This window comes from Streptomyces abyssomicinicus (genome assembly GCF_008974245.1).
Taxonomy (GTDB): domain Bacteria; phylum Actinomycetota; class Actinomycetes; order Streptomycetales; family Streptomycetaceae; genus Streptomyces; species Streptomyces abyssomicinicus.
The window spans coordinates 1-24,314 of sequence record NZ_BBZI01000010.1 but is presented as its reverse complement, the minus strand read 5'-3'; the positions used below and the strand labels follow the sequence as shown (position 1 = coordinate 24,314).

21 protein-coding genes, 1 pseudogene and 2 riboswitches are annotated in these 24,314 nt (G+C 72.1%); of the genes and pseudogenes, 12 read left to right on the top strand and 10 right to left on the bottom strand.

Translation table 11 applies throughout. The features are described from left to right. Nucleotides 1–53 precede the first annotated feature (53 nt). A complete protein-coding gene (locus GBN72_RS23160) occupies nucleotides 54–2,402 on the bottom strand; it encodes a M4 family metallopeptidase (protein WP_151774172.1) in 2,349 nt (782 codons plus the stop codon). Nucleotides 2,403–2,753: 351 nt separating this feature from the next. On the opposite strand from GBN72_RS23160, the gene GBN72_RS23155 reads away from it, so the two are divergent. Further along, entirely contained in the window at nucleotides 2,754–3,353 is a 600-nt protein-coding gene (locus tag GBN72_RS23155; protein ID WP_151773826.1) for a hypothetical protein, read from the top strand. A 79-nt stretch (nucleotides 3,354–3,432) separates the two neighbouring features. Here GBN72_RS23155 and GBN72_RS23150 read toward each other — a convergent pair whose 3' ends face one another. Together GBN72_RS23150 and speB are read right to left on the bottom strand one after the other, a co-directional pair. Then, nucleotides 3,433–5,151, bottom strand: coding sequence for a thiamine pyrophosphate-binding protein (locus GBN72_RS23150; RefSeq protein WP_151773825.1), 1,719 nt, complete (start codon nucleotides 5,149–5,151; stop codon nucleotides 3,433–3,435). Continuing rightward, nucleotides 5,148–6,116: an agmatinase gene (gene speB / locus GBN72_RS23145; RefSeq protein WP_151774171.1), complete on the bottom strand. Its 969-nt coding sequence runs from the start codon at nucleotides 6,114–6,116 to the stop codon at nucleotides 5,148–5,150. The genes GBN72_RS23150 and speB overlap by 4 nt, the downstream gene beginning before the upstream one ends. A gap of 223 nt (nucleotides 6,117–6,339) precedes the next feature. On the opposite strand from speB, the gene GBN72_RS23140 reads away from it, so the two are divergent. The 3 genes from GBN72_RS23140 (at nucleotide 6,340) to GBN72_RS34275 (ending at nucleotide 10,238) form a co-directional block, all read left to right on the top strand. Next, a complete protein-coding gene (locus GBN72_RS23140) occupies nucleotides 6,340–7,848 on the top strand; it encodes a PucR family transcriptional regulator (RefSeq protein WP_151773824.1) in 1,509 nt (502 codons plus the stop codon). Between the two features lie 463 nt (nucleotides 7,849–8,311). Then, nucleotides 8,312–9,811, top strand: a complete 1,500-nt coding sequence (locus GBN72_RS23135) for a sensor histidine kinase (RefSeq protein ID WP_151773823.1) — start codon at nucleotides 8,312–8,314, stop codon at nucleotides 9,809–9,811. A gap of 85 nt (nucleotides 9,812–9,896) precedes the next feature. After that, nucleotides 9,897–10,238, top strand: a complete 342-nt coding sequence (locus GBN72_RS34275) for a DUF742 domain-containing protein (protein WP_164540831.1) — start codon at nucleotides 9,897–9,899, stop codon at nucleotides 10,236–10,238. Nucleotides 10,239–10,277: 39 nt separating this feature from the next. On the opposite strand, the gene GBN72_RS35920 is transcribed toward GBN72_RS34275, so the two are convergent. The 4 genes from GBN72_RS35920 to GBN72_RS23100 form a co-directional block, all read right to left on the bottom strand. Then, a complete protein-coding gene (locus tag GBN72_RS35920; RefSeq protein ID WP_164540829.1) occupies nucleotides 10,278–11,099 on the bottom strand; it encodes a hypothetical protein in 822 nt (273 codons plus the stop codon). A 151-nt stretch (nucleotides 11,100–11,250) separates the two neighbouring features. Next, nucleotides 11,251–11,859, bottom strand: a complete 609-nt coding sequence (locus GBN72_RS23120; protein ID WP_218042068.1) for a GNAT family N-acetyltransferase — start codon at nucleotides 11,857–11,859, stop codon at nucleotides 11,251–11,253. Beyond that, entirely contained in the window at nucleotides 11,856–12,461 is a 606-nt protein-coding gene (locus GBN72_RS23115; RefSeq protein ID WP_151773821.1) for an HD domain-containing protein, read from the bottom strand. The genes GBN72_RS23120 and GBN72_RS23115 overlap by 4 nt, the downstream gene beginning before the upstream one ends. Before the next feature lie 676 nt (nucleotides 12,462–13,137). Beyond that, nucleotides 13,138–13,476, bottom strand: a complete 339-nt coding sequence (locus tag GBN72_RS23100; protein ID WP_151773820.1) for an antibiotic biosynthesis monooxygenase family protein — start codon at nucleotides 13,474–13,476, stop codon at nucleotides 13,138–13,140. 102 nt (nucleotides 13,477–13,578) lie between these two features. Here GBN72_RS23100 and GBN72_RS23095 point away from each other — a divergent pair. The 3 genes and pseudogenes from GBN72_RS23095 to GBN72_RS23090 all read left to right on the top strand — a co-directional run. Beyond that, a pseudogene (locus GBN72_RS23095) lies at nucleotides 13,579–13,791 on the top strand (tRNA (adenosine(37)-N6)-threonylcarbamoyltransferase complex transferase subunit TsaD); the annotation flags it as partial. After that, nucleotides 13,791–13,928 (top strand): hypothetical protein, encoded by a 138-nt coding sequence (locus tag GBN72_RS34265; protein WP_164540827.1) that lies wholly within the window; start codon nucleotides 13,791–13,793, stop codon nucleotides 13,926–13,928. The pseudogene GBN72_RS23095 and the gene GBN72_RS34265, both read left to right, overlap by 1 nt. Nucleotides 13,929–13,939: 11 nt before the next feature. Further along, nucleotides 13,940–14,500: a GNAT family N-acetyltransferase gene (locus GBN72_RS23090; protein ID WP_439959800.1), complete on the top strand. Its 561-nt coding sequence runs from the start codon at nucleotides 13,940–13,942 to the stop codon at nucleotides 14,498–14,500. A gap of 15 nt (nucleotides 14,501–14,515) precedes the next feature. Here GBN72_RS23090 and GBN72_RS23085 read toward each other — a convergent pair whose 3' ends face one another. Continuing rightward, a complete protein-coding gene (locus GBN72_RS23085; RefSeq protein WP_151773818.1) occupies nucleotides 14,516–14,947 on the bottom strand; it encodes a (2Fe-2S) ferredoxin domain-containing protein in 432 nt (143 codons plus the stop codon). A 62-nt stretch (nucleotides 14,948–15,009) separates the two neighbouring features. Beyond that, nucleotides 15,010–15,133: riboswitch (cobalamin riboswitch) on the bottom strand. 168 nt (nucleotides 15,134–15,301) lie between these two features. Beyond that, a riboswitch (cobalamin riboswitch) is annotated at nucleotides 15,302–15,533 on the top strand. Between the two features lie 172 nt (nucleotides 15,534–15,705). Between GBN72_RS23085 and nrdI the strand changes: the two genes are divergently transcribed. Genes nrdI through nrdF form a run of 3 tightly spaced genes read left to right on the top strand, consistent with a single transcriptional unit; the run spans nucleotide 15,706 to nucleotide 19,345 of the window. Continuing rightward, nucleotides 15,706–16,134, top strand: coding sequence for a class Ib ribonucleoside-diphosphate reductase assembly flavoprotein NrdI (gene nrdI, locus GBN72_RS23080; RefSeq protein ID WP_218042067.1), 429 nt, complete (start codon nucleotides 15,706–15,708; stop codon nucleotides 16,132–16,134). After that, a complete protein-coding gene (gene nrdE / locus GBN72_RS23075) occupies nucleotides 16,131–18,284 on the top strand; it encodes a class 1b ribonucleoside-diphosphate reductase subunit alpha (RefSeq protein WP_151773816.1) in 2,154 nt (717 codons plus the stop codon). Before nrdI ends, nrdE begins: the two co-directional genes overlap by 4 nt. Nucleotides 18,285–18,322: 38 nt before the next feature. Beyond that, nucleotides 18,323–19,345 carry a class 1b ribonucleoside-diphosphate reductase subunit beta gene (nrdF, locus tag GBN72_RS23070; protein ID WP_151773815.1) on the top strand — a complete coding sequence of 341 codons (1,023 nt, stop codon included), beginning with the start codon at nucleotides 18,323–18,325 and terminating at the stop codon, nucleotides 19,343–19,345. Between the two features lie 52 nt (nucleotides 19,346–19,397). Here the strand turns inward: nrdF and GBN72_RS23065 are convergent, their stop codons facing one another. Continuing rightward, the gene (locus GBN72_RS23065) at nucleotides 19,398–20,837 is read right to left on the bottom strand and encodes a PepSY-associated TM helix domain-containing protein (RefSeq protein ID WP_151773814.1); all 1,440 of its coding nucleotides are present in this window, start codon (nucleotides 20,835–20,837) and stop codon (nucleotides 19,398–19,400) included. Between the two features lie 1,524 nt (nucleotides 20,838–22,361). Between GBN72_RS23065 and GBN72_RS23060 the strand changes: the two genes are divergently transcribed. Together GBN72_RS23060 and GBN72_RS34260 are read left to right on the top strand one after the other, a co-directional pair. Beyond that, nucleotides 22,362–23,111, top strand: coding sequence for a hypothetical protein (locus GBN72_RS23060; protein ID WP_151773813.1), 750 nt, complete (start codon nucleotides 22,362–22,364; stop codon nucleotides 23,109–23,111). Nucleotides 23,112–23,225: 114 nt separating this feature from the next. After that, nucleotides 23,226–23,387 carry a hypothetical protein gene (locus tag GBN72_RS34260; RefSeq protein ID WP_164540825.1) on the top strand — a complete coding sequence of 54 codons (162 nt, stop codon included), beginning with the start codon at nucleotides 23,226–23,228 and terminating at the stop codon, nucleotides 23,385–23,387. Between the two features lie 448 nt (nucleotides 23,388–23,835). Here the strand turns inward: GBN72_RS34260 and GBN72_RS23055 are convergent, their stop codons facing one another. Then, entirely contained in the window at nucleotides 23,836–24,219 is a 384-nt protein-coding gene (locus tag GBN72_RS23055) for a resolvase (protein WP_246212802.1), read from the bottom strand. Nucleotides 24,220–24,314 lie beyond the last annotated feature (95 nt).

The following is a 24,314-nucleotide window of genomic DNA, read 5'->3' as shown; positions in this document are numbered from 1 at the left end:
TCGGGGAACCGCGGACCGCCCCTCGGGAGGGACGGCCCGCGGTCAGGACCGGACTAGCTCACCGACACGGCGGTGTCGTCGATCACGAAGCTGGTCTGCAGGGAGGAGTCCTCCACCCCGTTGAACTTCAGGGTGACCGTCTGTCCGGCCAGCGCGGACAGGTCGAAGGACTTCTGGACGTATCCGGTGGCCGCGTTGAGGTTGCTGTAGGTGGCCAGCGTGGTCGACCCGGCGGTGACCGTCAGCTTGTCGTACTGGGTGCTGGAGGTCGTCTCGTCGGTGTCGATGTGCAGCCAGAAGGAGAAGGTCGCCTTGCAGCCGCTGGGAATGGTCACCGACTGCGACAGCGTGTCCGTGTGGCTGCTGCCGTAGCCGTCGAGCCATGCCTTGTACGAGCCGGTGCGCGCCGCCTGGCCGCTGTCGGTGGTGATCACACCGCTGGTGGCGGTCCAGGAGGAGCTGCCCGACTCGAAGCCCGCGTTGCCGAGCAGCTGCTGGGCGGTGCAGCCGCTGCCGGGCGCGGAGACGGTCCAGGTGAAGGAGGCCGTGCCGGTCTGGCCGGCGCTGTCCTGGACGGTGACGGTGGTGCTGGAGGTCCCCGCCGTGGTCGGCGTGCCGGAGATCAGGCCGGTGGAGGAGTTGATGCCCAGCCCGGCCGGCAGTCCGGTCGCGCTGTAGGTCAGGGCGCCCGCGTTGCCGCTGGACGCGCTGATCTGGAGGCTGACGGCGGTGCCGACGGTGGCGGTGCGGTTGCCCGGGTTGGTGACGGTGACGCCGGTGCCGGGCACGGGGAGGTGCGCGCCGACCCCGATGGCCGCGAAGGCGTTGCCGACGCCCGCGTACTGGGCGGAGCTCGCGCCGTAGAGCGCGGAGGCGGCGTTGAGCGCGGCGGTACGGGCGCCCGCGTAGTTGGTGCTGGACGTCATGTAGGTCGTCAGCGCCTTGTACCAGATCTGCAGGGCGGCCGCGCGGCCGATGCCCTGGACGGCGATGCCGTCCGTGGTGGGGCTGTTGTAGGTGACGCCGTTGATCGTCTTGGTGCCACTGCCCTCGGCGAGCAGGTAGAACATGTGGTTGGCGGGGCCGGACGAGTAGTGGACGTCGATGCCTCCGATGCCCGAGTACCAGTAGTCCTTGGAGCCGCCGTCCTTGCTCGGCTTGTCCATGTAGCGCAGCGGGGTGCCGTCGCCGTTGATGTCGATCTTCTCGCCGACCAGGTAGTCGCCCACGTCGGCGGCGTTGCCCGCGGCGAACTCCGCGCCGGCCGCGAAGATGTCGGAGGTGGCCTCGTTGAGGCCGCCGGACTCGCCGCTGTAGGTGAGGTTGGCGGTGACCGAGGTGACGCCGTGGCTCATCTCGTGGGCGGCCACGTCCAGCGAGGTCAGCGGGTGGGTGTTGCCCGAGCCGTCGCCGTAGGTCATGCAGAAGCAGCTGTCGTCCCAGAACGCGTTGACGTACGCGTTGCCGTAGTGGACCCGGGAGTAGGCACCCTGGCCGTTGTTCTCGATGCCGCTGCGGTTGAAGGTGTTCTTGTAGAAGTCCCAGGTGACCTGGGCTCCGTAGGCGGCGTCCACGGCGGCGGTCTGGTCGGTCGACGAACTGGAGGCGGTGCCGGTGCCCCAGGTGTCGTCGGCGTCGGTGAAGAGGGTGCCGGTGCCGGAGGTGGAGCGGGCCAGGTTGTACGTCTTGTGGCTGCCGCGGGTGGTGTCCGTCAGCTGGTACGTGGACCCGGACAGGGTGGTCCCGAGGGTGACCGTGCCGCTGTAGAGGCTCTTGCCGGTGCCGGTCTTGATGTCCTCGGACTCGTGCAGCTTCTCGCCCGTCAGGGCGTCGGTGACGACGCGCAGGCGGCTGGGGGTGCCGTCGTGCTGGACGCCCTCGACGAGGGTCTCCCAGGCGAGGCGGGGCGTTCCCTGGCCCGCCCAGACGACCTTGCGGGTGCTGTCCGCCCGCGGGGCCGCCGCGGCCTCGTCGGCCCCGGCCACGTGCGCCACGGCGGCCTTGACCGCCTTCGCCTCGGCGTCGGCCTTCGCCAGCTTCCCGGTGGTGGAATCCACGGCTATGGTGCGCCGGGTGTTGAAGGTGGCGCTCAGCCCTTCGCCCTTGCCGGTGTCCGGCGCGGTGTGGACGACCAGGTCGCCGCCGAGGACCGGCAGACCGGCGTAGGTCCGCTCGTAACGGGTGTGCACCGTCCCGTCGTTGTCCCGGACGACGTCCTTGACCAAGAGCTTCTCCTTGCCGCCGAGCTTGAGCTTCTTGGCGTGGCCGCCCGCCTTCGACTCGGCGTTCTCGATCAGCGTGGTGCGCTCGGTGGCCGTGATGTCGGCGGCGAGCGCGCCGGCGCGCAGCGGGGCGGCCTTGGGTGCGGCGTCCGGCTGGGCGGCGGCGGGCAGCGCGGGCATGCCGACGGCGATCAGCGCGGCGGCGGCCACCAGGCCTGTGGCGGCGGCGCGTCGGCGGAGGGTTCTCTGTCTCACGCGGTGTCCTGTCCGTTCGCGGCCACGGGTGGTGGCCTGCGGGATGCGGGTCAGGGGCGACGATGACAGCTTGACCCGGCCATGTCATGCCTGGAGCCCCCCACGCGCGCCGTCGAGGGATAACCCTCGGTGACCCTACGGCCACCGGGCGGGCCACCGTAGGCTGCGGGCGATCCGGGCACGGGCGCGAGGGATCCGGGCACGGGCGCGGACGATCCGGGCGCGGGCGCGACGCCGGAACGGCTGCTGGACCACCGGGGACTCGGCGCCCGGGAGGTGGCCCGCCGGGCCGGGTCGACCGCCGGGGAGGTCCGGGCCGTTCTCGCGGGACGGCACACCGACGAGCGGCTGCTCCGGCGCCTCGCGGACGTCCTCGGCATGCACGCCGCCGACCTGTTCGCCCTCGCGGGGCTGCCGGTCCCGGACGACCTGGCGCCGGCAGACACCGCGGCGGCGGAGTGGGTGCCGTACCTCGTCGTGCACGCGGTCCACCTCCCCGCGGCGCGGCGGCAGGAGTTCCTCGCACACGTCCGCTCGCCGCCGCGGCGGGACCGCCGTCCCGGCTTCGCCCCGCGGGAGCCGGCGCCCCACGCGGACGTCCCGGGCGGCCGGGTCGTCGGTCTGTTCCGCCACCGCAACCTGGACCGGTCGGGCCTGGCCAGGACCCTCGCGGTCGTGACGCCCACCTACCTCTCGCCGGCCACCTACGGGCTGATCGGCAGGGGCCGCGCGGAGCTGACGCCTCGCCTGGTGACCGACTTCGCCGCCCTGCTGGGGATGGACGCCGGTGAACTGGCGGTCGTCACGGGCGTCGCGCTGCCCGCACCGCCGCCGCCTCCCGCACCGGAGGCCGTGGACGCGGCGGCACTGCTGTGAGAGGCGCGGCGCCTGTCGGCGGCCCAGGCGCGCGTGCGAGCGGGCCCGGGGCCTGCGCACGGACTCCCGCGACGAGGGGTCAGCCCGCGGCGGTGTCGCCCAGGTGGGTGGGGGCGAACATCCGGAGCGTGACGGGGAGGACGACCACCGACGGCCCCGGCGTGGACAGCGCCTCGGCCAGGTCGGCCCGCAGGCCCTTGGGGGACGTGCGGACGCCGGGGACGCCGAAGGACTCGGCCAGCGCCACGAAGTCCGGCCCCGCCAGTTCCGTCCCGTGCGCCTGCCCGTACGCGCCGGTCATGTACTCGTTGAGGATCCCGTACCCGCCGTCGTCGACGATCAGCCAGGTGACGTCGAGCCCGTGCTGACGCGCCGTCGCCAGTTCGGCGACGGAGTAGAGCGCGCCCCCGTCGCCGGAGACCGCCAGCACCGGCTGCCCGGGCTCGGCGACCGCGGCGCCCAGCGCGGCGGGCAGGGCGTATCCGAGGCCCCCGGCGCCCTGCGCCGAGTGCAGGGTGTTGGGGCGCCGGGCATCGAAGGCCGACCACGCCCAGTAGGACAGGACGGTCATGTCCCAGAACGACGGTGAAGCGGCCGGCAGCGCCGCCCGTACCGACGCCAGCAGCTCCTGCTCCAGCTCGAGTCCCTGCTCCGCGATCCGCGCGCCGACCCGGTCGAGGAGCGCACGCGCCCGCCCGGCCGCGTTCTCGGTCCTCTCCGGTGCCGCGGCCGGGACCGGCTCCAGCGTCTCCAGCAGCGCTTGGAGGGCGAGCCGCGCGTCCGCGTGGATGCCGAGCGCGGGGTGGTTGGCCTCCAGCTTCCCGGCGTCCGCGTCGATCTGCACGATGGTGCCGCGGGGACGGAAGGTGTGGTAGTTGGAGGAGAGTTCACCCAGCCCGGAGCCGACGACCAGGAGGACGTCGGCGTCCTCCAGGAAGTCGGTGGTGTGCCGGTCCTCCAGCCACGACCGCAGCGACAGCGGGTGGTTCCAGGGGAACGCGCCCTTGCCTCCGAAGGTGGTGACGACCGGGACCGCCAGCTTCTCCGCGAGCTTGCGCAGTTTGCCCGAGGCGTCCGAACGGATCACCCCGCCGCCCGCGACGATCACCGGGCGTTCGGCGCGCGCCAGCAGGTCCGCGGCGACGGCGGTCAGTTCCGGCCGCGGCGGCAGTTCCTCCGGCGTGGCGTCCACGGCGGTGACCTGGGGAAGGCGTGCCGGTGCCGCCAGCACGTCCTGCGGGATCTCCACCCACACCGGCCCGAATGGGACGGTCAGCGCCGAACGCCACGCCTCCGCGATCGCCGACGGGATCTGCGACGGGGTGCGCGCGGTGTGCACCGACTTGACGACCCCTCGGAACGAGGCGGCCTGGTCCTCCAGCTCGTGGAGATGGCCGCGGCGGCGGCCGCCGAGCCCGGTGGACGCGATCTGGCCGCTGATGGCCAGCACCGGCGCGGAGGCGGCGGCCGCCTCCTGGAGCGCGGCCAGCGAGGTCAGCGCGCCGGGTCCGGTAGACAGCAGCAGGGTGGCCGCCTCGCCGGTGATCCGCCCGTAGGCGTCCGCCGCGAACCCCGCGTTGTTCTCCACGCGCAGGCCGACGTACCGCAGGCCGGAGCGGCGCAGCGCGTCGAGGACGGGCAGGACGTGCTGTCCGGGCACGCCGAAGACGGTGGTGGCGCCGAGCCCCGCGAGCGTCTCCACGACCAGGTCTCCGCCGTGGCGGCCGGCAGGGGGGTTGAGCGCCGCCTCCGTCTGCGCGGCGGTCGGGCGGAGCACCAGGTCGTGGTCGTGGGTCACTGCGTTCGGGCCTTCGCGATCTGACGGGACATGAGGGTGGTGAGTTCGTAGGCGGTGTGGGAGGCGGCGACGGAGGTGATCTCCGCGTGGTCGTACGCCGGGGCGACCTCGACCACGTCCGCGGAGACCAGGTTGCAGTCGGCCAGGCCGCGCAGGATCTCCAGCAGTTCCCTGGAGGTCATCCCGCCCGCCTCGGGGGTGCCGGTGCCGGGGGCGTGGGCCGGGTCCAGGCAGTCGATGTCGATGGAGATGTACAGCGGCCGGTCCCCGATGCGCTGCCGCAGCTGGTCGGCCACCTCGTCGGCCCCCCGGCGGTAGACGTCCGCCGAGGTGACGATGCCGAAGCCCATCTTCTCGTCGTCCTTCAGGTCCTGCTTGCCGTACAGCGGGCCGCGGGTGCCGACGTGGGAGAGGGCCGAGGTGTCGAGGATGCCCTCCTCCACCGCCCGGCGGAACGGCGTGCCGTGCGTGTACTCGGCGCCGAAGTAGGTGTCCCAGGTGTCCAGGTGGGCGTCGAAGTGCAGCAGCGCGACGGGGCCGTGCTTCCTCGCCACCGACCGCAGCAGCGGCAGCGCGATGGTGTGGTCGCCGCCGAGCGTCATCAGGCGGGCCCCGGTGCTCAGCAGGTCGTCCGCCGCGGCCTCGACCGTCTCGACCGCCTCGTCGATGTTGAACGGGTTGACCGCGATGTCCCCGCCGTCCGCGACTTGCGCCAGCGCGAAGGGCGACGCGTCCTGGGCCGGGTTGTAGGGGCGCAGCAGCCGGGACGCCTCCCGGATGGCGTTGCCGCCGAAGCGGGCGCCGGGCCGGTAGGAGACGCCCGAGTCGAAGGGGACGCCGATCACCGCCACGTCGGCCGTTCCCACCTCGTCCAGGCGCGGCAGCCGGGCGAAGGTCGCCGGGCCCGCGTACCGCGGGATCCGCGAGGAGTCGACGGGGCCGCGGGGCGTCGCGCCGTTGTTCATGGAGGTCATGGAGGTGATGCCCTTCTTTCTCCGGTTCCGAGGGTACGTGGCGCCGGGGTCACCGCGCGGAGCGCACCGGGGACCGACACTAGATGGCCCCCGGGCGGCTGCGAAGTGTACGTTTCCTCCAATCCAGTGGTGAGAAAGGGAGGAATCATCCACCATGGCGTCCGCCTCGCCCCCGCCCGGGCCGTCCGAACCGGCGCCGCCGCCCACTCCCCCCATGCCGCCCACTCCCCCGGTGCCGCCCACTCCCTCGGTGCCGCTCTCCGCGCTGCTGGCACGGACCGATCTGGGGCTGACCCGTCTCGCCGGGCCGACCGACGGCGACGTGCACTGGGCGCATGCCTCGGAGCTGGCCGATCCCCTTCCGTATCTGCTGGGCGGTGAGCTGCTGCTGACGGCGGGCGTCCATGTCCCGCCCGAGGCGGGCGCCGGGTACTTCGACGCCTATGTGGAGCGGATCGTGGCGGCGGGCGGCGCGGCACTGGGCTTCGGGGTGGCGCCGGTGCACGACACGGTGCCCGCGGCCCTCGTCGCGGCCTGCGAGGCGCGGGGGCTGCCGCTGCTGGAGGTGCCGCGGCGGACCACGTTCTCCGCGGTGGCCCGCGCGGTCGGGGAGCTGGTGGCCCGTGCCCGGCTGGCCGAGCTCCGGCGGGTGGCGGAGGCACAGCGCAGCCTGGCGTCGGCCGCCTCCCGGCCGGACCCGGTGCCTTCCGTGCTGCGGCAGCTGGCCGGGGCGCTGGGGGGACTGGCCGTGCTGCTCGGGCCGGACGGCACGGTGGGCGCCGCCGCGGGGAGGGAACCGGGCCTCCGGGCCCGGGCGGCGCTGGCCGAGCTGGCACGCGTGGTGCGGTCCGCCGGTCCGGGCGGGGCGCCGCCCGGCGCCTGTGCGGCGGCGCCGGGGCCATCGTCAGCCACCGACACCGTGGACGGCACTCACCTGACCGTGTACGCGCTGGGAAGCGGGACGGGGTACGCGCTGGGGCTCGCCACCGCCCGCCGGGAGCCGGGCGACCACACCATCGCCTCGGCGGCCTCGGTGCTGCTCGCCCTGCTCACCGCGGAGCGGGGCGGCGGGCCGGACGACACGGCACGGTCCGCCGCCCTGGTGCGGCTGCTGCTGGGCGCCGCGCCTCGCGACGTGGCCGAGCTAGTCGGCGGTGACCGGTGGACGCTGGTCCACGGCTGCCCGGACGGCGGACTCCCGGACGCGGCGGCCGCGGCGGCGCTGGGCGCGGCGCTGGGGTCCGAGCTGGTGGACCCCGCCGGAGGGGCGGAGGGGCTGGTGCGGGTACTGGTGCCCGCGGACCGGCCGGTGGAGCGGCTGGCCGGCTGGACCCTGGGGGTCAGTGCCGTCGTCGGACCGGAGGGCTGGCCCGCCGCCGACGCCCAGGCCGCCCGTGCCCTCGGCCGCGCCCGCGCCACCCGCGCCGCCCTGGTCCGGCACGGCTCGGGCGGGCGGATCACCGATCTGGTCCCCCGCCGCGAGGCGGAGGAGCACGCCCGCGCGCTGCTGGCGCCCATCGCGGGCACGCCCGCGCTGCCGCGGACCCTGCGTGCCTGGCTGTCCCTGCACGGCAGCTGGGACCGCACCGCCGTGGCGCTCTCGGTCCACCGCAACACCGTGCGGCAGCGGATCGCCCGGTGCGCCGCGCTGCTGGAGGCCGACCTCGACGACCCGGACGTCCGGATGGAGCTCTGGTTCGCCCTGCGGCGGCTCCCCGACTGACCGCGGGCCCCGCCGCGGCACGGGCGCTCGGACGGCGGGGGGCTCGGGGGGCGGGGCGGACGGCTTGGACCCCGTGGACGGCGCGGGCGCGCGGGCGACGCGGGCCTTCGGGCGACGTGCGGCGCGGGGGCCAGATCAGCAGGAACGATTCGGCCAATGTGTGCGAACGGGGACGCGTGCCCGCCGCCGCGACCGCGCGACGGGGGCGGACACGCCTCCCGGCCCCGAGGTGGGCAAACCCCTCCGGGTCCCCTCCCCCGGCGTCCGTCACCGACCCGGCGGAAGTCGGCCAACACCGCCCACCCGAACCGCGCACCTTGCGGGTTACCGGGTCATCACCGACATTCCATGGGCATAATCCGGCTTGGTCTGGTCCCATCGTTCCACCACTCCAGCTTGACGCCGCCCGCACGCCTGCTCGCACGCAACCCGTGCGACCCGGCAGCGGGGAGGAGGGCTCCGCATGACAACGCGCCCGCAGCGGCACCGGTCGACGTCCGCCGCGCCCCCGTCGGATCCCCCGGCGGAGGACCGGAACCGGACGGCACGGCGTTCGGCGACCGCGCTCGGCGCCCTGCCCGCCGCCTCGGCCACCCTGCTGGCGGGTGCCGCCTACGCCGCCGCCCTCTCCCCGCTGCCGACCTCGGCCGCGGTGGGCGCGGGGATCTGCGCGGCGATCGGCTGCGCGGCCGTGACCACCGCGGCCACCGTCGCGTCCCGCCGCGCCGCCGCCCGCACCGCCGTCCGCGAGCGAGCCGTCGCGCAGGAACTCCGCCTGCTGCCGGAACTCCTCGACGAGGGCATGCGGCAGATCACCGCGGCAGCCCGCCGGGTCCGGCGCGGGGAGACGGCCGAGCCGCTGGAGTTCCCCGCCGCCCGGCAGCCCGGCGACGGAGTCGTCGCCGGGGCGCCGTCCGGTCCCGCCGGCGACCTGACGGAAGCGGTCCGCCGGACGCTGACCGAGGCGCACACGGCGGTGCTGACGGCCGGGTCCGGCCGGCAGACCGATGCCTCCCTGGCCATGGTGCGGAAGATCCAGGCACTGGTCCTGCGCGCGCTGGAGTTGCTCGACGACGCCCACGACCGCACCGAGGACCCCGAACTGCTGGACGTGCTGTTCCGGATCGACCACCTGGTGACCCGCACCCAGCGCGCCGTGGAGAGCGTCGCCGTCCTCGACGGCCGGCTGCCCCGCGCCGTCCGCCGCCCGGTGCCGTTGACCACGGTGCTGCGGCAGGCCGCCGCGGAGACCGAGGAGTACACCCGCATCCAGGTCGCCCCGCCGCCCGCCGGTTACGCGGTCGCCGGCCCCGCGGCCGCCGAGGTGATCCATCTGATCGCCGAACTCGCCGAGAACGGCGCCCGGTTCTCCCCCGCCGACACGAAGGTGACGGTGCGCGCCGCGCTGGCCCGCGAGGGACTGGTGGTGGAGATCGACGACCAGGGCCCCGGCCTCACCGGCGATCAGCTGGAGGTGATGAACCAGTTGGTCTCCCTGACCCGCGAGCCGGACGGCGAGGACGGCCGGACCGGTCTGGCGGTGGTGGCCCGGGTCGCCCAGCGGCTGCGGCTGGCGGTGCGCTTCCAGACCAATCTCTACGGCGGGGTGCAGGCGCTGGTCCGCCTTCCCTCCACGCTGCTCCACCTGGCCGAGGAGGACGGGCCGGCCGCCCACGAGCAGCCGGACCACCAGCGTGCCCCGTCTCCCGCGGCGTATCCGGCGGACACCCTTCCGCTGGCCCAGGTGCGCGTCGGCCGCCGGGAGTTCACTCCCGCCCCGCCCACCGGCCTGTCGTCGGCCGCCGTCGACCGGTCCCGCTGGGGGCGGCGCGCGGTCCACACCGGCCGGGCCGTGGGGTCCGTGCCCGCACCGGAGCCGGTGGCAGAGGCCGAGGACGAGTTGTTCGGCCCGTATCCCGGCGTCGCCTGGCGCGCCGACGACGGCCGCGCGGGCGGGCGCTGAGGTGGCCCGGCCGCCCCGTGCCTCCGCCGCCGCTGCCGCTGCCGCTGCCGCTGCCGCTGCCGGGCAGGGATACGACCGTGCCTGGGTGACCGAGGAGACGGCGACGGTGCGCGCCTACGCCGTGACGCTGGGCCGGACCCGTCCCGCCGTGCCGGTGGAGCCGGCCTCACTGGTCCGGGCAGCCGCCCGGCCGCCGTACGACGCGGTCTCCCCGGAGGGGCTGGCCGCGGTCCGGCTCTGTGCCGGCCAGGCCCTCTCCGTGGCCGAGCTCGCGGCCCTCCTCCAGCTGCCGCTCCAGGTGGCGAAGGTGGTGGTCGCCGACCTGCTCGCCGGCGGATTCCTGATCCACGCCATGCCGGACCGCTCCGCCGACGGCAGCGACCCCTCGCTGCTGGAGGCCGTACTGGACGGCCTGCGCAACCTCTGAGGAACCCGCCGAGGGCGGAAGCGGCGTCTACCGGTGCCGTCAGTCGTCGAAGTCCACCGACGAGCACACCACGGCGTAGGTGGAGTAGTTGCCGTGCCAGGAGTTCCAGTGCGTGCCGGCGGCGATCACACCACCGTGGCAGTCGTGCCTGTCGTTGCCACGGCCGTGGTGGTCACGGCCGTTGTGGTCACGGCCGTGGTCGCGGTCGTTGTCACGGCCGTTGTAGTGACGGTCATTGTCACGCGCCTTGCCGTCGTCATTGTGCTCGCGACCCTGGTCCTTCTGGCCCTCGTGCTCGTGGCCCTGGTCCTTCTGGTCCTTCTGGCCCTCGTGCTCGCGACCCTGGTCCTTGTGGTCCTTGTGCTCGCGGCCCTGGTCCTTGTGATCCTTCTGGCCCTTGTCCTTGTGCTCCTGCTCCTTCTGGTTCTGCTGGCCCTTGTCCTTGTGGTCCTTGTGCTCGTAGCCCTGGTCCTTCTGAGCCTTGTCCTTGTGGTCCTTGTGCTTCTGGTCCTTCTGGGCCTTGTCCTTGTGCTTCTGGTCCTTCTGGCCCTTGTCCTTGTGGTCCTTGTGCTCGTGGCCCTTGTCCTTCTGGTCCTTCTGGGCCTTGTCCTTGTGCTCCTGATCCTTCTGACCCTTGTGCTCGCGGCCCTTGTCCTGGTCGCTCTTGTGCTCGCGGCCCTTGTCCTGGTCGTCCTTGTGCTCGCGGCCCTGGTCCTCATGGCCCTGGTGGTCACGGCTGTATTCGTGGGTGTGGTTCTGCTCGTGCGGCGGGTTGTCCACCGCCGAGGCCGAGCCCGCACCGAGCGCGGCGGTGAGGACGAAGGTGGCCAGGACGGTGGCGGTGACGCGGCGTACGCGCATCGATTCCTCCAGATGGACAGACGAGAGAGCGACCGGTCGAATTCCGGCCGCGTCGGACGAATTCCACGGGCCGGAGCCTCATGGCCGTCCCGGACCCGGTATTCACCCGTGCGAGCCGGTTCGTTGCGCCGCTCGACGTCGCCGCCTCGTCTCAGGCCGGGTCCGTCCCTCGCGCCCACTCGTCCGCCAGCAGCGCGTACCCGACCCCGTCGACCCAGCCCAGTTCCCGGTGCAGGGACTCCCGTACCGTGTACTGCTCGCGGCGCATGCCCAGCCGTTCCATCAGCCGCCAGGAGGCCTCGTTGCCGGCGAAGGCGTTGGCGCACACCCGCCGCAGCTTCAGCTCCTCGAAGCACACCCTCAGCAGTGCGCGGCAGCCCTCGGTGGCGTATCCGCGGCCGCCGAAGGCCGGGTCGAGCACCCACCCCAGCTCTGCCTGGACGCCGCGGGCCTGGTCGGTGACCTCCCGCTGCGCCCAGGAGTCCTCCACCCGCAGGTAGAAGTCACCGACGATCCGGCCGTCGTGCTCCGCCACCAGCGTGGTGGCCAGCCGCTGCGGGGCCGCCAGCAGCTCCCGCCAGTCGTCGAGATCCCGAGGCAGGAAGGTCAGCCAGTGGGTGACTTCCGGCAGCCGCCGGTAGCTCCACATGGCCTCCGCGTCCGGCGGGGTGACCCGGCGCAGGCTGAGCCGCTCGGTGGCGAGCGGCCAGGGCAGGGCGCCCAACGGGTCCGTCGCGGTGGCCGGGGGCTCGTACGTCACGCCGCCCGGCCCTCCAGCGCGTCCATGGAAGCGGTCAGCAGGCCGAGGTCCGGGTCGCCGAAGGCCTCGCGGAGCCCCTGGAACGCGGCGACCTTCTCCTTGCCGAACCGGCGGACATGGGCGGCGTACTCGTCGGGCGTCAGCAGGGACGTGGGCCGGGACTTGCTGTGGAATTTGTCCGCGTACATCACCAATTGTTCCTCCAGCGACACCGCCACGTAGTCCCCGGGCGGCAGCGGCAGCCCCTGCCGCTCGATGTCTTCCCGGGTGACGCCGACCCCGGTGTGGTGGGAGCAGAACCGCCGCAGTGTCTCCGGCAGACCGGCCTGCTCGAGCAGCTCGTGCCCGAGCACGCCGTGCCGGATGTAGTTCTTGTGGTCCAGCCCCCCGTCGTCCGAGTAGAGCCGGTAGACACCGATGTCGTGGAGCAGGCAACCCGCCCTGACCAGCTCAAAGTCCACGTCGAGCCCCGACGACCCGATCAGATGCTCGGCGATCCGCCACACGATCTCGCAGTGGGTGTGGACCGACCGGAACGCCTCCGGCGTGGGCGCCCACTTCTCGTGCAGGGCGCGGATCTCTTCGGGCGACGGAATGTTCATCCGGGGAGGCTAACAACCCGTCCCGGCGCCCTGCCATCCGTTGCCCCCTGGCCTCGCCCTCCCCCAGCCGGCCGCCGAATCGGCCCCGGAGAGCAACAGAGTCACTCCTGGGGAGGCTCTGGGGAGAATCGGCTACGGGCCGACTCCCAGCAGCCCATCGGAAACGGCGCGACCCTTGCTCCCGGCCTCAGGCATGAAGAGCGCGTAGTAACCGACAGTAATGTCGGAGCTGGCGAAGGCGACCTGTCCGCTGCGCGGGACGCCAAGGCGCAGACCCCGTACGCCCCCGCCGTCCGGTTCCTGGTGGCACGGCTCTCGGCCAGGTCTGTGCCACCAGGCGGACATCCGCGCTCCTCACCGAGAAGCGCCGGACGTCAGGTCGCCGCGAGGGCGCCTTCCGTGTCGGCCTCCCGGAGCAGCCGTTCCAGGGTCGGACGGGAGCGGAACACCCGGGAGCGGACCGTGCCCACGGGACAGTGCTCGTCGCCCGGTGGCGCTCGCGCTCCCCCGGCCGTACCGCCCTGGCGGGCCTCGCCGTCTACGGGGGCGCGCCGCTCAGCCTCGCGTTCCCCCTGCACCGTGCCCCGACGCGTCCGGGTCCCTGCTCTTCCACGGATTCTGCGGCGCCTGCGCAGACCGGCCCGACTGACCTCCGCACACGGGCCGGGGCCGTGGATCACCCTGTCGAGTGGTGGGATTCCACGCGGAACAGGCGCGGCTGCACGTCGGTGGCGATGGAGGCGGCCAGGTCCATGTGGATCTGCGCGTCGGGGTTCTCGCGCATGGCCCAGTAGTGGCTCTCGCTCTCCCACTGGGCGTAGTTGACGACGCGCTGCCCGTCGTGACTGGCGTGGAAGTTGGCGCAGATGAAGCCCGGCAGGTGCTTCATCGTCTCCTCGGTGGCGTGCCTCAGCAGGGCGACGAGCTCCTGCTGGCGTTCGGGGGCGACGGTGAACACGTTGATCAACGTCGCCACGGTCCGGTCGCTGTCGATGGCTGCGGTGGTGGCGGGCATGGGCGGGTCCCTCGCTTTCCTGGTGGGCCGAGCAGTCGATCCGCATCGGCGGGCTTATTGCACATATATGCAAGTAGAAGTTGTATGCAGAAGGAGGCCGTGGTGGGCGGACCGGTGGTGCTGGGGATCGAGTCGTCGTGCGACGAGACCGGCGCGGGCGTCGTGCGGGACGGAAAACTGCTGGCCCACGTGGTGGCGTCGAGCATGGACGAGCACGCCCGCTTCGGCGGCGTGGTGCCCGAGATCGCCTCCCGGGCCCATCTGCAGGCGTTTACTCCGGTCGTGCGACAGGCCCTCGCCGAGGCCGGGCTGCGGTGATCGCCGCCGTCGGCGACCTCCTGGTCCGCGCCGGGACGGAGCCCGCACCGCTGGACGTGTCGGTCGACCCGTCGGCGCCGCTGGAGTACGCGTCCCTGACGCCGCTGCCCACCTCCGCCGCACGGGTCGCGTAATGCCGCCCCAGGTGCGACTCGTCGACGGGCCCGGCCTGTTGACCTACGGGGAGGGGGTGCGCGCGGTGTACGCCGACGCCTTCGGCGCCCCGCCCTGGGGTGAGGGGCCCGAGCAGGCCGACGCCTACCTGAACCGACTGGCCTCCGACGTCGCGAGGCCGGGCTTCGTCGCCGCCCTCGCCCTCGACGGCCGTACGGTCCTCGGCTGGGCGACCGCATGGACCACCCCGCGCCCGTTCCCGAGGACGCGGTGCTACCCCCAGATATCCGCCGCGCTGGGAGCGAGGCGCACGGACGAGTGGCTGTGCGGGGCCCGGGAGCTCGACGAACTGGCCGTCAGAACAGCAGCCCGTGGCCTCGGCCTGGGCGGCATGCTGCTCGACGCCGTCACGGCGGGCCGGGCGGACGGCCGCTGCTGGCTGCTGACAGCGGTGCGCGCCCGGTCCGCCGTCACCTTCTACCAACGGGCCGGCTGGACCGCCGCCACCCATCCCGCGCCCTCCGGAAGCGGGCACGTGGCCTTCCTCGGCCCTCGTCACCCCGCCCGGGCCCTCGCTCCTCGTCCCCTGTGACGGGCGTCGCCTGTCCTACCGGGTGCCGGGGGCCGGATACGGCGGTGACTGCGTCGTGCCGCGCAGTCGGCTACGCGGCGGCGTGAGGACGTACAGGTCGAGGATGTCCGGGAGGGGGGCCACGCCGGGTCCTCCGGCGCGCACCCAGGCGGCGATGTCCTCGGTGGCGTCCGGATCGTTCACCAGGCCCAGCCACACCGGCCGAGCACCGGCCGCGCGGCCGGCCGCCGAAGGCTGCACGACCACCACGTTGGCCTGGTCGCACACGTCGAGGCAGTCCGATATTCGCACCGGCGCAGCCGTGCGCAGTCGTTCGGTCTGCGCCGCGTGGTCGACACCGGTCACCTTGGTGGTGCCGCAGCAGCAGTCGCGGCACACGACCACCCGGCAGGGCACCGGATCCGGCGACGAGCAGTGCCGGTCGTCTCCGCGGGGCTTCTCGGGCATGGCCGAGCCTTCCTCTCTCCGGGGAGATCCGCCCCGGGGTTCCGTCGAGGAGGCGACCGCGTGAGTCTCCTGGCTCTCGGGTCGTCGCTCGTCCCGGCCTTCCCGCCCTTCGGGGGCAGTGGCCTTCATGGGATCCGCTCGCCGATCACAGTGGCGGGACCGCGCCGGATTCGCACCGGCTTCCTCGTACCGCCGTCGCCCTGTCACCGCCATCATCGCTCACCCGGCACCGTCGCCCTCTCCCGCACCACCCTTCAGCGCCTGCCGAAGGCGCCCCCACGAGTTCCGGAAGGGCGCACGCGGCGACCTTGGACACAAGATGTGGGATGGACGTGAGCATCCCCACCAACATGTAGTCTTACGTCCGCTGGTGGTTCGCCAGGCACCTCGGTGCCCGGCGAGGCAAGAGGGAACCTGGTGGAATTCCGGGACTGCCCCGCAGCGGTGAGTGGGAACGACCGCCGTCATCCAAGCACTGGGCCTGATCGAACGGCCCGGGAAGCGACGGCCAGTAGGTGTCCTCCTTGTGCGAACGAGGAGGGACGCGCCCGCAAGTCCGAAGACCTGCCACTGGTGCGTACGCCGATCGGCGGCGTATGCGCTTCGAGGGCCCCGAGGGAGGGCCGCGTGGCTGTCGTACGGACCCGGGTCCGGCGTGCCCTTCGCGCCGCCGTTCCCCGGCACCGGCCCACACGCCGCTCCTCCTTCCCCCGCCCTCGAGGCACGGACGGGAACGAGTGAACGAAGGCGGCGGGCTGTTGAGCGGACTCGTGTACTTCTCCAGCGTCTCGGAGAACACCAGGCGCTTCGTCGAACGGCTGGGTCTGCCGGCCACACGCATTCCCCTGCACCCGCGCCGCGAGGGCGTGCCGCGGGCCACCGAACCGTATGTGCTGGTCGTGCCGACGTACGGGGGCGGCGACCCCCGCAACGCGGTCCCGAAGCAGGTGGTCCGCTTCCTCAACGACCCGGCCAACCGCGCGCTGCTGCGCGGGGTCATCTCGTCCGGCAACACCAATTTCGGCGCCGACTACTGCATGGCGGGCCGGGTGATCTCCGCGAAGTGCGGGGTCCCTGAGCTGTACCGCTTCGAACTGCTGGGCACGGACCACGACGTCCGTACCGTGAGAGAAGGGCTTCACCGGTTTTGGACACGACACTCCTCGACGGAGGCACCGGCGGCATGAGCACCACGACCGCGCCGGAGGGCCGCGACGGCATCGGCACGCGCAAGGACTACCACGCGCTGAACGCGATGCTGAACATGTACGACTGCTACGGCAACATCCAGTTCGGCCAGGACCGGGAAGCCGTCCGGCAGTACTTCCTCCAGCATGTGAACCCGAACACGGTGGAGTTCGCGAGCCTGCGCGAAAAGATCGACTACCTGATCGAGCAGGACTACTACGAAGAAGCCCCGATCCGGGCCTACGACTGGGGGTTCGTCGAAGGGCTGTACCAGCAGGCGTACGCCCACGAGCACCGTTTCCGCACCTTCCTCGGCGCGTTCAAGTACTACACGTCGTACACGCTGAAGACCTTCGACGGCTCCCGGTACCTGGAGCGGTACGAGGACCGCGTCGTCGCCACCGCCCTTTACCTCGGTGCCGGTGACGAGGCTCTGGCCTCCCGCCTGGTCGACGAGATGATGACCGGCCGCTTCCAGCCTGCCACCCCCACCTTCCTCAACGCCGGCAAGGCGCAGCGCGGCGAACTGGTCTCCTGCTTCCTGCTCCGGGTGGAGGACAACCTCGAGTCCATCGGCCGTGGCATCAACTCCGCCCTGCAGCTGTCCAAGCGGGGCGGCGGGGTGGCGCTGCTGCTGACGAACCTGCGGGAGCAGGGCGCACCGATCAAGAAGATCGAGAACCAGTCGTCCGGTGTGGTGCCGGTGATGAAGCTGCTGGAGGACTCGTTCTCCTACGCCAACCAGCTGGGCGCCCGGCAGGGCGCGGGTGCGGTCTACCTGCACGCCCACCACCCGGACATCATGCGCTTCCTGGACACCAAGCGGGAGAACGCCGACGAGAAGATCCGCATCAAGACCCTCTCGCTCGGCGTGGTCGTGCCGGACATCACCTTCGAACTGGCCAAGCGCAACGAGGACATGCACCTGTTCTCGCCGTACGACGTGGAGCGCGAGTACGGCAGGCCGCTGTCGGACCTGTCGGTCAGCGAGCACTACGACGAGATGGTCGCCAACCCGCGCATCCGCAAGACGGCGCTGAGCGCGCGCGAGTTCTTCAAGACCGTCGCGGAGCTGCAGTTCGAATCCGGCTACCCGTACCTGCTCTTCGAGGACACCGTGAACCGGGCCAACCCGATTCCCGGCTGGATCAACATGTCCAACCTGTGCTCGGAGATCCTCCAGGTCAACACGCCCAGCACCTACGACGCCTCGCTCGGCTACGAGACGGTCGGCAAGGACATCTCCTGCAACCTCGGCTCGCTGAACATTGCGGCCGCGATGGCCTCGCCGGACCTCGGTGCGACGGTGGAGACGGCGGTGCGCGGTCTGACGTCCGTCTCCGACCAGTCGGACATCGACGCCGTGCCGTCCGTGGCACACGGCAACGGGCTGTCGCACTCCATCGGCCTCGGCCAGATGAACCTGCACGGTTACCTCGCCTCGCAGCGGATCCACTACGGCAGCGAGGAGGGCGTCGACTTCACGAACATGTACTTCTACGCGGTCGCCTTCCACGCGCTTCGCGCCTCGAACCGCATCGCGATCGAACGCGCCCGCGCCTTCGACGGCTTCGAAGAGAGCGCGTACGCCGACGGCTCGTACTTCGACAAGTACACCGAGCGGGTCTGGGAGCCGGCCACCGAGCGGGTGCGCGCCCTGTTCGCCGACGCGGGGATCGTCCTGCCCACCCAGGCCGACTGGCGCGAGCTGAAGAACTCAGTACGCGAGCACGGCATCTACAACCAGTACCTCCAGGCCGTCCCGCCCACCGGCTCCATCAGTTACATCAACGACTCCACCGCGTCCATCCACCCGATCGCCTCCAAGGTGGAGATCCGCAAGGAGGGGAAGCTCGGCCGGGTCTACTACCCGGCGCCGCACATGGACAACGACAACCTGGAGTACTTCCAGGACGCGTACGAGATCGGCTACGAGAAGATCATCGACACCTACGCGGCCGCCACCCAGCACGTCGACCAGGGTCTGAGCTGCACCCTCTTCTTCCGCGACACGGCCACCACCCGCGACCTCAACAAGGCGCAGATCCACGCCTGGCGCAAGGGCATCAAGACGCTGTACTACATCCGGCTGCGCCAGGAGGCCCTGGAAGGCACCGAGATCGAGAACTGCCTGTCCTGCACCCTGTGACCCTTCCCGTCCTCCCCCGAACTCCCGAGGCACGCACGATGACCACCACCCCCGCCCCGCTGACCGAGATCTCGGTCACCCCTCCCTCCTACCGTCACGACCCGGCCGCCCGGCTCCGCCCGGTCAACTGGAACCGGGTCACCGACGAGAAGGACCTGGAGGTCTGGAACCGGCTCACCGCCAACTTCTGGCTGCCCGAGAAGGTGCCGCTGTCCAACGACATCAACGTCTGGCGGCAGCGGCTCACCGACGAGGAACGCACCCTCACCATGAGGGTGTTCACCGGCCTGACCATGCTGGACACCGTGCAGGCCACGGTCGGCGAGATCGTGCAGATCCAGGACGCGCGCACCGAGCACGAGGAGGCCGTGTACACCAACATCGCCTTCATGCAGGCGGTGCACGCCCGCAGCTACTCCTCGGTGTTCTCCACCCTCGCCGGCACCCCGGAGATCGACGACGCCTACCAGTGGGCCGTCGCCAACGACGTTCTCCAGCAGCGCTGCAAGACGGTGCTCCAGCACTACTACGGGGACGACCCGCTCAAGCGCAAGGTCGCCTCCACGCTCCTGTCGTCCCTGCTCCTGTACGCGGGCTTCTACCTCCCGCTGCACTTCTCCACGCACGCCATGCTCACCAACACCGCCGACATGATCCGCCTGATCCTGCGCGACAAGGCGGTGCACGGCTACTACTCCGGCTACAAGTACCAGCGCGGCCTCGAGAAGCTGGACGCGGCCCGGCAGGACGAGATGCGCGTGTTCACGCACGAGCTGCTCGAGGAGCTGTACGAGCTGGAACTCCAGTACTCCGGCGAGCTGTACGAACCGCTCGGCCTGATGGACGACGTCGCCGTCTTCGTCCGGTACAACGCCGACAAGGCACTGATGAACCTGGGATACCCTGCCCGTTTCGGTGCGGAGGAGACCGCGGTCAACCCGGAGATCCTGGCCGCCCTGTCGCCCGGTGCGGACGAGAACCACGACTTCTTCTCCGGGTCGGGTTCCTCCTACGTGATGGGCAAGGCCGAGGACACCGCGGACGACGACTGGGACTTCTGACCCCGTCCCCGTGAGGGGCACGGAGGCCATGGCCTCCGTGCCCCTCACCCCGTCAGGAACGCTGCTTCCGGAACGCGCCGACCGTGACGTCCACGAGAAGGAACGCCAGCAGGGTGATGCCGAGCAGCGGCATCGCCCAGCCGACGGCCGCCACGACCGGGACACCGACGAGGAGGACCGGCAGCGGCAGACTCCGCCAGGCGCCCCGGGCCGGCGGCTTCCCGAAGGCGGCCCGCCGGCCGTCCCGGGTGGGCCGCCGCTGCCACCACATGCGGTAGCCCCAGACCATCACGCACATCAGGCCGACCGCGACCGCCGCCAGCACGAGCTGGTTGACGATCCCGAAGAGCACACCCATGTGCCCCTGGACACCGAGCTTGCTGAGCTTCGACACGAGGGGGTAGTCGGCCCAGCGGGTGCGGTCGGTGACCTCACCCTCCATCACGTCGACGGCGACGCTGTCGTAGTGGACCGGCCAGACGTTGTCGCTCTGGGCCACCGTCCAGGCGGCGCCCGCCTCGGCGGGCGGAGTGAGGACGACGGTGCCGCCCAGGCCCGCGTCCCGGGCCGCCCGCAACGCCGTGCCGAAGTCCGCCGGATCGGCCTCGAGTGCCTCACCGCCACCGCCGCCGTGACCCGAGTGCCCGCCGACGTCGCCGCCGGCCCCCGTGGAGCCGGGGAGGCTGGTGTCGAGCACCGGGGCCTGGCCCCGGACGGCGTCGACGGCCTGGTCGAACCGGGCACCCGCGTGGTCGGACCACGTCAAGCCGGTGGCACTGAGGAAGAACAGGCCGAGCGCCAGCCAGACGCCGGTGGCGGCGTGCAGGCTCCGCGTCCGGCGGACGCCTCCCGCCGAGCGGTCCGGCAGCAGAACACCGCGGGCCGACGCGGCGCGTTGTCCCCGGCTCCGCCCGACCCACAGCACCAGGCCCCCGGCCACGACGACCCACAGCCAGCTCGCCGCGAGTTCGGAGTACAGCGTGCCGTACTCCCCGAGGTGCAGACTCCGGTGGAACTCGTCCAGCCAGGCGGTGACCGGTGTGGCTCCCCACCAGGTGGTCAGCTCACCCTTCACCTCGGCCGTGTAGGGGTTGACGAACACCGTGTGCTGGTTCTCCCCCCACTCCGGCGACGAGAACACGACACGGGTGGTGTCCTCCGGACCCGGCAGGGTGACCACCGACGCGAGCGCGCCCTCGGGGTGGGAGACACGGGCGGCCTCGACCTGCTCAGCCAGGGGACGCGGCGCGTCCCCGACCTGCTCGACAGTGAGCCAGTCACCGTAGACGACCTGGTCCAGCTGGGGGGTGAAGGCGTAGAGCAGCCCGGTGAGGGCGGCGACGAACAGGAACGGCGCGACGAACACGCCGGCGTAGAAGTGCAGGCGCACGATCAGTCCGCGTAAGCCCTGGCGGGAGCGGGACGGGCGGCCCTCGTCGGGCGTGCCCGCCGGGCCCGGTTCCGCGACCGGGCCGGTTTCCGTTGTGGTCATGGGTGATCCCTCGTCCGGCACGCCGTGGCACGGCGTGCTGCTGTGGGTGGACAGGACGAACTCCCGTCCGGACCCGGTCCGGACGGGGACGTGTCGGCCGGACCCGCGCGGTGCGGGCGGCCGGGATCACCACAGGGGGCCCGCGCCTGGAACGGGCGCGGGCCAGGCGGATGCCGAAGGACAGGGGCGGAGGACCGGAGGGCACCGGAATCCGGGCGACCGCCACATGCGGCGCGGACCTGAACGCCGGTGGCGGCAGTCTCCTGGCCAGCAGCCGCACCAGGCGCCCCAACAGCTGCTCGCCGTGCAACAGGACCAGGACGCCGCCGACCGTGGCCAGCAGATGGGCGGCGCCCATCACGGTCACGACGTCGGGCCCGGCGTGTTCGTGCGCACCTGCCGGGGCGTGGGTCAGGTGCCGGGCCGACCCGCTACCGGAGTGGGAGGACGGGTGACCGGAGTACCCGGCAACCGACTGGAACGCCAGGTGCAGCAACACCTGCTGCACCCCCGAGCCGACCACCGCGGACCTGAACCGGTCCCGGACCCGAAGCGTGAACAGACAGCTCACTGCCGTCGACACGACGAGCGCGGCCGCCATCACGCCCGCGCCGGGCAGTACTCCCCCGGCCGCAGCGTGCCCCGCCGCGCCGAACAGGAGCGACGCACCGGCGTGGAGCAGCCCTCCGACGGGCCGCCGAAGGCCGCTACCCGGTCTGCCGGACATGTGGAGACAGCTTCCGGGTCCGGCTCCGCCGGTTCCAGCCGGTGTCCGGCGCCGCGACGGTGGCCCAACTCCCGGCGGCGGCGCCGGCCACCACGGCCGCTTCGGCGCTCACTCCGCTTCCTGCGGGTGCGGGCTGCTCTCCGGCACCTCGGCCGGACGGAGAACGGGAGCCGTCGTCCTCCGGCATCGTCTCTGGCGGCATCCTGCACCTTCAAGACGCGGCACACCGACGGGCGGGGTGCACTGTGGGGGGAGGGCCAGTGTGGTGGAAAGTGACCGACGGGGCCAAGACAGCATCCGGCCAGCCGTACATTTCGCAACGGCCAGAACCGGACACGTCCGAATGGCATGGCTCCCGCGCCGCCGGAGGTTTCGGGGTAACCCCGCCGCCTGTTGTGGCCCGTCCGAGCACCTGGCCGCACCGCCGTTCCACCATCGCGGCCGTCGGTAGGTCATCTCCCTGTGGGTGGTGTAGGCGATCTTCGCGGGGATGTGCGCCTCTTGTGAGCCGTTGGGTGCGTGGGCTGCATGCATCTGACCTTCGCTGGACCGATCGAGCACCTCGAAGCAGCAGCCGAGGAAGGAACCACGTCTGCCGCGCCGGTCTCCCAAGTCGGCAGTTGGACGCTCGGCGCGATGCAGGGAGATGTCAGGTCCTCCCGGTCCACTCGGACTGAGGCCCCTGTTGTGATGCTCTGGCCCCGGATCCTGTCCGCCGGATAGTGTGCTCGCCGGAGCGAAGTTGGCTGACTCCGGTGAACAGCACCGGTGTTGCATGGCGACGCCGGGGAGAGCTCATGGCTGGTTGGTGGCGAAAGAAGTCCCCGCCGGAGAAGGACGTGCCGGTGACGGGCGAGCCGGAGTTCTCGGCCGGGTCGGCGCGCGGGACGCTGCCTGCGCATATCGACGGACCTGGCGGGCGGCGGGCGGTGACGCTCGCCGTGCACGATGACGGCGTGGTGCTGACCGACGGCGATGAGCGCCGCGCCTACCAGTGGTCGGAGGTCGCCCACGTGTGGCACGCCAACGACATGGACGGCGAAGCGGCCGACGGTGTGGTGATCACGAAGTGGCTGCATGAACTGCTGCTTGAGTTCACCGACGGCACGGTCGTGGGCTCACTGCTGGCCGACCCGCCCGTCGTCACGCCGGAGCCCGCCTTCCGCACCGGCCGGTTGTCGTCCTCGCCGCCCTCCAGCATCGCGCCGCTGATGCAGCGCGTCAACGCTCCGGTGACCGAACTGCATCTCGCCAGGGCCAGGGCGACACTCGCGGCCGGAGGCCAGGTGAATTTCGGCCCACTGACCGCCACGGCGGACGGGCTGCACCATGACGGCAAGAAGATCCCCTGGCACACCATCACCTCATGCCGCTACAGCGTCGTCATCTTCTCCGAGGACGAGAAGGAACTGGGCGCGATGCTCCGCATGGAGTACGAGGTCGACGGCAGCGCGCACGGATTCCCGTTCGCCTGGCTGCGGATACCAGCGCTCGACGTCCCGGACCTGGATGTCCTGGTGCGGCTCGCCGAAGAGAACCGATCCTGAACAGCAGTGGCCCCCGCAACGATCGGCTGCGCCACTTCACGGGACACCATCCACCGGCGGGCGGTCGAGCCGGTCTCTGCCTGGGCGCCTCTACGTGGAACGGGGCCACGCCCCGTGGTCGGCACGGTCCAGTCCGGCCTCTTCCAGGGCAACACGGTCGCCTTCCTCAACGTCCTGGCCACCAGCCTCCTCGCCACCCCCACCGCCTGCCTGAGCCCCGGCGGCCTGAAGCAGGCACAAAGCATCGGTGCCGAGGTGTTCACCAACATCCTGTAGTCCGCACCGGCCACCGCCGGCGCCCTGAGCGTGCCGGCCGATTGCCCGCCGCAGTGGCGGCGGCGCGCGACCGGCCGGCTTCATGCAGGAGAAGAGAAGGGGAAGCTTGCCCGGGCACCGGCATATGGCAGTGCAGATGTGACGGGGCGATGGGCAATGGGCCAGGGCTCAGTGGCCCCGGCGACCCTGTCCTGGTGGCGACGACGCCACGAAGCCACCGCCCGACGATGTCACTACCGGAGAAGAACCAGCTCAGGACAAGAAGCCTGACTGGAGTATCAGCTCCTGTCCGATATTTGATCTTGTGGTGGGTCGTGGTAGCTGACGGATGCGGCGTGGGAGCGGATGGCACCGCCGTTGCCGGGTGTTGACGGGCGGGGTCGTTCGTGGCGGGATGACCGGCCTCGGGGAACGTCGGTACAGCGGCTATCAGTGAGAACGATCATGGTCAGGGCGCGAGTGCGCTGACCCTGTTCTCGTACTCGCGGCGGGCCTTGCGCTGAGCCGGGGTCGCGGGGCAGCGGCAGCCGTGGCCGCCGTCGAGCGGCTGGCAGCGGGCGAGGATCTGGCGGTGCACGGAGGGGACGGCGGTGACGCGCAGGGTGTGGCGCTGGCCGCGCCGTACGGTCACCCCCTGGTTGAGCGCGGCCCGCTCGACGGGGTCCAGCTCGGTGGAGCGGAGGGAGTCGGCGACCTTGCCCGGCATGTCGAGGGTAACCGGCAGCTCCGGCGCCGGAACCTCCTCGGCGTCGGCGGTGCGGTCGGGCAGGAGGTCGGCTACGGCCGTGTGGGCCGGAGCAGGTCCGTGACGTGCTTCGTGTCGCTGCCTCAAAGGGCCGCGTCCCGCGTCTCGTGCCGTCCGTCCCGCTGCCGACACAGGCTTCCGCGGGCACCCGATGCGGCCGAGGAGGAGAGCGACGTCCAGCG

Bases quoted from the DNA above. Each gene is read 5' to 3' on its own strand.
- GBN72_RS23160 (WP_151774172.1), bottom strand. From the start codon at position 2,402: ATGCCCGCGCTGCCCGCCGCCGCCCAGCCGGACGCCGCACCCAAGGCC.
- speB (WP_151774171.1), bottom strand. From the start codon at position 6,116: ATGAACAACGGCGCGACGCCCCGCGGCCCCGTCGACTCCTCGCGGATC.
- GBN72_RS23140 (WP_151773824.1), top strand. From the start codon at position 6,340: ATGCCGCCCACTCCCCCGGTGCCGCCCACTCCCTCGGTGCCGCTCTCC.
- GBN72_RS23135 (WP_151773823.1), top strand. From the start codon at position 8,312: ATGACAACGCGCCCGCAGCGGCACCGGTCGACGTCCGCCGCGCCCCCG.
- GBN72_RS35920 (WP_164540829.1), bottom strand. From the start codon at position 11,099: ATGCGCGTACGCCGCGTCACCGCCACCGTCCTGGCCACCTTCGTCCTC.
- GBN72_RS23115 (WP_151773821.1), bottom strand. From the start codon at position 12,461: ATGAACATTCCGTCGCCCGAAGAGATCCGCGCCCTGCACGAGAAGTGG.
- GBN72_RS23100 (WP_151773820.1), bottom strand. From the start codon at position 13,476: ATGCCCGCCACCACCGCAGCCATCGACAGCGACCGGACCGTGGCGACG.
- GBN72_RS23085 (WP_151773818.1), bottom strand. From the start codon at position 14,947: ATGCCCGAGAAGCCCCGCGGAGACGACCGGCACTGCTCGTCGCCGGAT.
- nrdE (WP_151773816.1), top strand. From the start codon at position 16,131: ATGAGCACCACGACCGCGCCGGAGGGCCGCGACGGCATCGGCACGCGC.
- nrdF (WP_151773815.1), top strand. From the start codon at position 18,323: ATGACCACCACCCCCGCCCCGCTGACCGAGATCTCGGTCACCCCTCCC.
- GBN72_RS23065 (WP_151773814.1), bottom strand. From the start codon at position 20,837: ATGACCACAACGGAAACCGGCCCGGTCGCGGAACCGGGCCCGGCGGGC.
- GBN72_RS23060 (WP_151773813.1), top strand. From the start codon at position 22,362: ATGGCTGGTTGGTGGCGAAAGAAGTCCCCGCCGGAGAAGGACGTGCCG.